The 2,033-nt window shown below is 44.8% G+C and carries 1 protein-coding gene and 1 pseudogene; both read left to right on the top strand.

Annotated features, from left to right (window positions below; genetic code table 11):
* A pseudogene (locus tag ACE01R_RS17680) lies at positions 1-948 on the top strand (terminase); the annotation flags it as partial.
* 9 nt (positions 949-957) lie between these two features.
* Positions 958-2,033 (top strand): DUF935 family protein (locus ACE01R_RS17675; RefSeq protein WP_395552790.1); only part of this gene is annotated, 1,076 nt, incomplete at its 3' end.

The raw sequence follows: 2,033 nt of genomic DNA, 5'->3' as shown, positions 1-2,033 counted from the left end.
GGTATCGGCGATCGCTTTCACCAGGATCGTTTTAGCGGTCGTTACGCCGTCTTTACTATGCCTTGGAGAGCTAATCCTGATAAGAATTGGCAGGCTGAGCTACATGGAAAATTGATTTACCCATGGTATGAAAAGCAAAAGGCCACACTTGATGACGTCGTTTTGGCACAGGAAGTAGATATTGATTACGCCGCATCGGTTGAAGGTGTACTGATCCCCTCAGCATGGGTTGAAGCTGCTGTTGATTCTCATATTGAGCTCGGTATTCAGCCTTCTGGTGAGCGTAACGGTGCACTGGATGTAGCGGACGAAGGTAAGGATAAAAACTCTTTTGCTGCCCGTCACGGGATTGTATTGCAATACCTGGATACATGGTCAGGCGTTGGTGATGACATTTTTGGTACCACGCAAAAAGCTATCGATGCATGCCTGGATCTGAAACTGAATTTGTTCTTCTACGATGCTGATGGATTGGGAGCTGGTGTACGTGGTGATGCTCGCGTCATTAATGAGCAGAATCAGGTGAAGGGGATGCCAGAAATTGAGGCTAATCCTTTCCGGGGATCAGGTGCAGTACATAACCCTGAGCAGGAGATGGTTGAGGCGCGTAAAAACGTGGATTTCTTTGCTAATCTTAAAGCCCAGATGTGGTGGTCATTGCGACTTAGATTCCAAAACACCTACCGGGCACTCCAGGGCATGCAATACGATCCAGATAATCTGATTTCTTTATCAACTGCTGATATTGCCAAGCAGGAATTGGAACAGCTCAAGCGCGAACTTTCTCAGCCAACCTATAGTAAAAATGGTGCAGGCAAAATTTTAGTGAATAAGCAGCCTGACGGCGCATTGTCTCCAAACCGTGCTGATGGCGTGATGATTTGCTTTAGCGATATTCAAGAGCGAAAAAGAAAGAAACCTGCAGGTGCAGGATATCGAACTTATTAAGGTGTTTACATGGCAAAGTCTAAAAAGGACAAAGCGTCAAAGAAGGCTTTGTCTTATGGCAACTTATACACTCAAGAAGCTGTTACTCAGTTTTTGGTGAATTTTGGAAAGCAACCAGATACTGATGAAGTGCTTCGAAAAGCAGGAATTGCACGTAATAAACTGCGTGTACTACTGGATGATGATGAAATTGCCCAAGCAGTTGAAACACGTCTAGATGCTCTTCTGGCCACGCCGTTACGTATTGAACCAAGTGATAGCAAAGAAGCAGAGATGCTGAATTTGATATTGAAAGAGTGGTTCTATGAAATTGCTGCAGCCGCTTTTAATGCTTTGCTATTTGGCTACTCAGTGCAAGAAGCTGTGTATGAATTAAAGCCGGAAGGCTACGTGGGTATTCAGTGGATCGGTGAGAAGCCGATGCAATGGTTTGAGCCCAAGAATGATGGTCGATTGATTTATCGGCAGGATAGTCATAACGCAGAGCATGAGGTGGATCAGGTATTTAAGTTCTTCTTAACACGCCGTAAAGCCACATACGAACAGCCTTATGGCAAGGCATTGCTAGCCACACTGTACTGGTTGTTCTTCTTTAAGCAAAATGGCTTCAAGTTCTGGGCAAAGTTCCTAGAACGTTTTGGCACACCAATTCTGCTTGGTAAATGCAAAGACACTGAAACTGAAGATATGAGTAAAGCATTATTGGCCGCTCATGCGCAGAGCGTCTTATCGATTGATGCTGAGGATGATGTCTCAGTTTTGGGGGCTTCAGGTGCAAGTGGTACTGCTGGATCTGCATTTGAGTCTTTTAATAATCAATTGGTTCGTCAGATTCAAAAGGTTGTATTAGGGCAAACCCTTACATCTGGAACCGATGGTGTAGGAAGTCGAGCATTAGGCCAGGTGCACGATAATGTCCGTATGGACAAGTTGAAGTCAGATATTAGACTTGTCACACCAACCTTGCAGGCAGTTGTTAATGCACTTTGTGCATTAAATGGCTGGGGTGAATATGAGGTCATGCTGGGTGAGAAGCCTAAGCCACTCAACAAAGAACAGGCAGAGCGTGATGCTCATCTTAAAAA

This window comes from Acinetobacter sp. BSP-28, from assembly GCF_044130285.1.
Lineage (GTDB): Bacteria > Pseudomonadota > Gammaproteobacteria > Pseudomonadales > Moraxellaceae > Acinetobacter.
Note: the sequence above shows the minus strand (reverse complement) of the source record. Positions and strands in the feature narration are given on the sequence as shown.